This is a genomic window from Actinomycetota bacterium (genome assembly GCA_035540895.1).
Classification (GTDB): Bacteria; Actinomycetota; JAICYB01; order JAICYB01; family JAICYB01; genus DATLFR01.
This window is the reverse complement of record DATLFR010000193.1, coordinates 1-6,389: the sequence shown is the minus strand read 5'-3', so window position 1 is coordinate 6,389 and position 6,389 is coordinate 1. Positions and strand designations below refer to the sequence as shown.

Here is a 6,389-nt window from a genome sequence, read left to right as displayed (position 1 = left end):
TGCCAGACCCAGCCCCCCACCCCCGCCGCGCAGTGGGCGCTCGCGGCGGGGGTGGGGGGCTGGGTCTGGCACGCGCTGTCGCCGTCGACGGAGGTGACGGGGCGTACCGTGGCGGTGACGGTCCTGGCGCTGGCGGTGGTGGGCGCGGTCAACCAGACGGCCTTCACGGTCGTGCTCTCGATCGTGAACCGGAGCTCGCTCCCGGCTCAGCTGCGCAAACTCGCTCCGATCATCCTCCCCGGATGGGTGATCGGTTGGGCGGTCAACTCGCTCATAGGCCTCCTGTACGTGCTCGCCATCGACGGTCATCCGTTGGCCTCGCTCCTGTTCATCGTCCCTCTCGCGGTCCTGTTCTTCGCGTACCGCGGCTACGCGGGCACGCGCTCGGACCGGGTCCGGCTGGCCGGGCTGCACCGGGCGGCCCGGGCATTGGCGGAGCCGCTCGACCCACGCGAAGCCATCGGCGCATACCTGCGGGAGGTCGCTACCTGCTTCGAGGCGGTCGCGGCCGAGCTGGTTCTGCGGTCGGCGGAAGGGAGGATAGTCCACCGGTACGTGGCCTCGACCGGGGGTCACACGGTTGAGATCCAGCCCGACGACACCGTCACGCTCGAGGGCATGCTGCTCGACAGAGGCGAGCCGGCCAGGGTCGCGGCGAAGGAACGCGGCGAGGCGCGGGACGCGCTCGTGTCGGCGGGATGGCGCGAGTGCCTCGCCGCGCCGCTCACCGACGACGACGAGGTCTCGGGGGTCCTCATCGTCCTGGATCAGGCCGGGTTCGAGGGGTTCGAAGCGGGCGAGCTGGCCGTGATCGAGGCGCTGGCCCGGGAGACCGCGGTCACGTTCACGAAGGGGTCGCTCTTCGCGGAGATCCTGGAGGAGCGGCGCAAGCTGGCCGAGATCGTCTCGACCACGTCCGACGGGATCCTGACGATAGGCGAGGACGGTCGGGTGAGGAGCTGGAACGAGGCCATGGCCGAGATATCGGGGCTCCCGGCCTCGGAGGTGGTCGACGCCGCCACCGCGATCGACGTGCTCGACCCCCGGACCGCCGAGGGTGAACGCGTGAGGCCCGAGCTGTGGACCGACGGTCGCAAGCTCCCGTCCGAGCTCAGGATCACCCGCCCGGACGGGACCACCCGCACCCTGTCGTGCTCCTACAGCTTCGCGCTCGACCCGGAGGGGACGGCGCGCACGCTCGTCGTCGTCGCCCGCGACATCACATCCGAGGAGGAGATCGACCGGTTGCGCGAGGAGTTCGGCCGCCTGGCGGAGGCGGAGAGGGCACAGCGCGCGATCGTCGAGCAGCTCCAACAGGCGGTGATGCCCAAGCGCCCCACCGTGCCGGATCTCGAGCTCGCGGTCTCGTACATCGCGTCCGATCCGAGCGCCCCGACCGGGGGAGACCTCTACGACTGGCAGGTGCTTCCGTCGGGTCATCTGCACGTGGCGGTGGTGGATGTGCTCGGACACGGGGTCGCCGCCACCCGCGACGCGCTCGCGGTCGTCCACGCACTCCGCCTCCTCGCCCTCCAGGAGTGCCCGATCGACGAGATCGTCGCCAGGGCCGACGAGCTCATGCGCGCGGAGAGTCCGGGGCTCGCGGCCAGCGTCCTGGTCCTGCGGTACGACCCCCGGTCCGGTCTCGTCCAGCTGGTGTCGGGAGGCCACCCCCCGGCGCTGCACGTCTCTCCCGAGGGGGTGCGCCAGATCCCGGCGTCGGGCGGAGTGATCGGGTGGCCCGGCGCCGGTTCCGACGACGTCGTCCGATTCACGCTCGGCCCGAGCGAGTCCCTCGTCCTGTACACGGACGGTCTCGTCGAGGCGCGCAAGGACATCCTGGAGGGGACGGAGCGACTGATGGAGCAGGCCGCGTGCGTCGCGTCGGCCTCGACGGACGAGATGCCGGCCCTCCTCGTCGAAGGATGCCTCCAGGGGGCAGAGCGACGCGACGACTCCCTCGCCCTCGTGCTGCGCCGCGCGCCCGGGGAGCACCGGGCGGTCTGGCGCTACATCCCCTCGCGGGAGACGGTCCGGGTGGCGCGGTCCAACCTGTCCGAGTGGCTCTCGGCCCAGCAGGTCTCCCCGGAGAGGCTGCAGGACGCACTGCTGTGCGTCTCCGAGCTCGTGTCCAACAGCGTGCGCTTCGCTCGGTCGTCGGTCGTCCTGGCGGCGGACGTCGTCGACTCCTCGATCGTGCTCGAGGTCTCCGACGACGGGACGGGAGACGGTGCCCTCGTCACCCGCGGTACGGACCGTCCGGACCCGCTGGCCGTCACGGGGCGAGGACTGTTCATCGTCCGGTCGTTGTCTCGCGAGGTGGACATCCGCAGCGACGGAACCGGGACGGTCGTCCGAGCGGTGATCGCCACGGGGCAGCCCGCCTCGGCCCAGACCGCGGGAGCCGAGGCTCCCGTCGCCGCCGACCCCACGTAGCGCGCGTGTAGGCGAGCGCGACGAAGGGTATCGAAAGCCCCTGGTAGTTGCCGTCGACCCTGGAGCGTTCGCATGTCCCGGTCCCCCAGGCGCCCCCGGCCGGCGCCCGCGTTGAAGGTCGGTCTGCTCGTCCTGCTGCTCGCCGCCTATGCGCCCCCCACGGCGTCCTCCCAGGTTCCGTATGCGGAGGCCGTGTTCTCAGGGTACTCGACCGGGACGGCCATCCACGCCGACGCGCTGCAATCCGGCACGGTGCGGGTCGCCAACGTGGACGTCTCCTTCTCCGGCGCGGCCGTCGACTCGACGGGGCTGTCCGGGCCCATCCTGAACGAGATGCAGCGTCCTGTGGTCCCGGCCGTGGAGGCCGACAGCTACGGACGCGGCTCCGCCCTCGAGGTCGGTGTGGCCCAGGCACCAGACGCCGGCTCCCCGACCCTCTCCGTCCTCGCGCGCGCCGAGGCCAGCGCGCCACCCTCCACCGACGTGGTGACCCGCGAAGCCGGACCGGTCGACGCCGACCCCCTGGCCTGGGTATCGGCCGCCCGCGGACAGGCCCAGGCCCGCTGGGAGCCCGATGCTCTGTGCGTGATCGGCGCGCCCTACAGCTACGGCCTCGGCTACGTGGCGGACGCTCAGCTGGTCGACACGGGCCAGGAGACGGCGGCGGAGGGGCTGGACTCCCCCTTGCTCGCAGCCGATGCTCCCGATCCGGCTCGGGCGGTGACCCGGTCGATGTCCAGGACGATGTTCACCCGCCAGGTCTCCCAGGCGGGCGCCGAGCTCGGATCCGCGCTCGGCCTCATCTCCGAGACCCGCCAGACGATCGCGCCGGTCACGCTGTTCCGAGGGGGCACCAACGAGGTGACGATCGAGCTCCTCGGGGAGTGGGTCCTACAGGCGGTGGCGACCGGAGTCAGCGGGGGCGCGTACGTGCAGTACGGGCCCGACGCCGAGAACCCGGAGACGATCGTCGTCCGGATCCTCCGCGCGGGAGCGCCGGCGCTCGAGCTCGCCGCGCAGGACGTGCTCGACGACGACGGACTGGTCGTGCCGATCCCGGGGGTGGGGGAGATCGTGATCGGTGAGCCTCCACGTGCCATAGGCGGGGCGACCGGCTCGGCCCCCACGGTCGCGGCTGACGGCACCGAGGTCGCGGCCGCCGTGGACGTGGCGCGGATCCGGCTGCTCGAGCAGCGCAACGCGGAAGGTCAGATCAGCCAGCGGGCCGCGAACATCCGACTCGGACACATGGAGGTCTCCTCGACGGTCCCGGTGGGCGGCATCGAGTGCGAGCTCCCGGTCACCAAGACATCGGACGTCCCGACCATCAACGTCGGGCAGACCTTCGTGACCACCATCCCGGTCACCAACCCGTTCGACTGCGTGCTCGAGGATGTCGTCGTCACCGACGAGATCGGTACGGAGGGCGCCGCGCGGTTCGAGGTCACCGAGACCGATCCCCCCGCCGACGACGTCCCCGAAGGGAGCGAGCTGGACGTAGGCGTCGTGACGTGGAACGACATCGGCCCGATCGAGCCTGGGGAGACGGTGGAGGTGACCGTCACCCTGCTGGCGCAGGGAGGTGTGGGAACCATCTTCGACACGGCCTCGGTCACGGCGACGTTCGGTGACTGCGCGGCCGAGGGCACCTCGGTCGGGGGCGTCGACGTCTCCCCCACCGGCGTCGGAACCCAGGGAACGTCCGAAGAGGTCCGCGTAGAGGTGGAGGAGCCCGTGGAGACCCCACCCCTGGACGTGACGAAGACCGTCGATCCCGGCACGGTGACCATCGGTGGCGCGTTCACGGTCACGATCGAGGTCACGAACGACTTCGACTGCACGATCGAGGAACTCACCATCTCGGACGCGATCACGACCACCGGGGATGCGCGCTTCCGCGTGGACTCGACCGAGCCCGAGGCGGACGAGGTCCCGGACGGCGAGAACCTCTCCGACGCGACGATCGTGTGGGAGGGCCTCGGCCCCATCGAGCCGGGCGGGTCGTTGGCCGTCACCGCGGTCTTCACCGCCCAGGGCGGCCGCGGTGAGATCAGCGACCTGGCCACGGCCACGGCGACCCTGGCCGACTGTGAGGGTGAGGACGCCGCCCGCGAGGGTGTCGGCGTGGCAGGGACGGCACAGCAGGCGGTCCTGGCCCAGGCGGTGGACCCCGAACCGGAGCCGACGCCTCAGCCCACGCAGCCGGGAGCCGTCCTCGGCCTGACCCTCCCCCGGACCGGACCCGTCGCCCTCGGGACCACGCTGCAGGGTCTGGGGATGCTCGCTCTGGGTATGGCCGGTCTCCGGGCCAGGCGGCGCATGAGGTGACGCGGTGCGAACATGAGGGAGGGCCCTCGCGGCCCTCCCTCGACCCACCGAACGGGAGCCGACATGTGCAGGAGCATCAAGACCCTCCGCAGCGATACGCCCGCAACCCCCGACGAGATCGAAGCCGCCGCGCTCCAGTACGTCCGGAAGGTGAGCGGCTTCCGCACACCCTCGAGGGCGAACGAGGATGCCTTCAACCGGTCCGTCCGTGAGATCGCAGACGTGACGGCGCGCCTCCTGGGCTCCCTGCGGGTCGGCGCGCGCGCCCGCTGAACCACGTGCAGGCGTCGCACCCTGGGGGGGCATCCCCGCCGTCCCCGCTGCGCAACCCCGACTTCCGGGCCGTCCTGAGCATCACGTTCGTCGTGATGCTCGGGTTCGGGATCATCGCGCCCGTGCTGCCCCTGTACGCCCGGTCGTTCGACGTGTCGTACGCGGCCGTGGGGCTGCTGATATCCGGGTTCGGGCTCGTCCGACTGCTGTCGCAGCCCCCGGGGGGTCTGCTCGTCGACCGGTGGGGCGAGAGACGGGTGGCGGTGTTGGGGGTCCTGATCGTGGGGGTGTCCTCAGCCGCCGCGGGAGCCGCCCCGAACTACCCCCTCCTGCTGCTCTTCCGTTGCGCCGGCGGAGTGGGTTCCGCCTGGTTCATCTCCTCGATGTACTCGTACGTCCTCACGCTCGTTGACAGGTCGGCCGCGGGCCGGGCCCTCTCGATGTACCAGGCGTCCTTCACGGCCGGGATCACGATGGGTCCGGTCGCGGGCGGAGTGATCGCGCGGATCTGGGGCCTGCGCGCCCCGTTCTTTGCCTACGGGATCTTCTGTGCGCTGAGCGCGATCATCGCGTTCCGGCGCATGAGGCGCGTCGACAAGCGTCCGGCACCCGAGGTGTCCGGCGGGTGGCTCGGCTCATGGCGCGGCTTGCCCACCTCACGCGCCTACGTCCTGGCTCTGGCGGCGAACCTGGCCCTGTGGTGGACGATCTTCGGGAGCCGCATCACGCTCATGCCTCTCTTCTCGGCCGAGCGGCTCGGCCGCTCGGAGGCGTGGATCGGGGCCGTGATCACCGCCTCCGCGGTCGCCTCCCTCCTCGTGCTCCCCCACGCGGGCCGGGTGGCCGATCGGAGCAGGATCGGGGTCCTGGTGGCGGGGATGCTGTCGACCGCGGTCCTCACGGCGGTTCTCGGCTTCCTCGACGACGTCACGATGTTCGTCGCAGCGTTCACCGTGCTGGGCGCGCTCCAGAGCTATGCGCGGGTCCCGGTGGTGGCGCTCGTGGCCGACGTGGTGGACGAGACGAACCGCGGCCGGGCGGTGGCGCTGCACCAGATGGCGGGCGACCTCGGCGGCATCATCGGACCGGTGGTCGCGGGGGTGCTTGCATCAGGAGCCGGTTTCGGGGCCGCCTTCGCCGTCATGGCCGTGCCCGCCGCGCTCGTCGCGCTCCCGGCCGCCTGGGCGCGGGTGCCGCGGCGCCGATCCGCGGGCACCGGTCTGCCGCTCCCGGAGCAGCCCTAGGAGGCGATCAGCTCGGCGGGGGGCCGGAACAGCTCGTCGAACCGGCTCCCGATCAGCATGTCCCCCTCGACGGTGGCCCGACCGAGCAGCATCGCCTCCTCGCCGATC

The 6,389-nt window shown here is 71.8% G+C and carries 4 protein-coding genes; all 4 read left to right on the top strand.

The features are described 5' to 3' along the window. On the top strand, nucleotides 1–2,436 hold a 2,436-nt coding region (locus VM840_11060; GenBank protein ID HVL82115.1), incomplete at its 5' end, for a SpoIIE family protein phosphatase. A gap of 72 nt (nucleotides 2,437–2,508) precedes the next feature. Continuing rightward, the gene (locus VM840_11055; protein HVL82114.1) at nucleotides 2,509–4,764 is read left to right on the top strand and encodes a hypothetical protein; all 2,256 of its coding nucleotides are present in this window, start codon (nucleotides 2,509–2,511) and stop codon (nucleotides 4,762–4,764) included. 63 nt (nucleotides 4,765–4,827) lie between these two features. Beyond that, nucleotides 4,828–5,037 (top strand): DUF2277 domain-containing protein, encoded by a 210-nt coding sequence (locus VM840_11050; GenBank protein HVL82113.1) that lies wholly within the window; start codon nucleotides 4,828–4,830, stop codon nucleotides 5,035–5,037. A 5-nt stretch (nucleotides 5,038–5,042) separates the two neighbouring features. After that, nucleotides 5,043–6,281: an MFS transporter gene (locus VM840_11045; protein HVL82112.1), complete on the top strand. Its 1,239-nt coding sequence runs from the start codon at nucleotides 5,043–5,045 to the stop codon at nucleotides 6,279–6,281. Nucleotides 6,282–6,389: the final 108 nt, after the last annotated feature.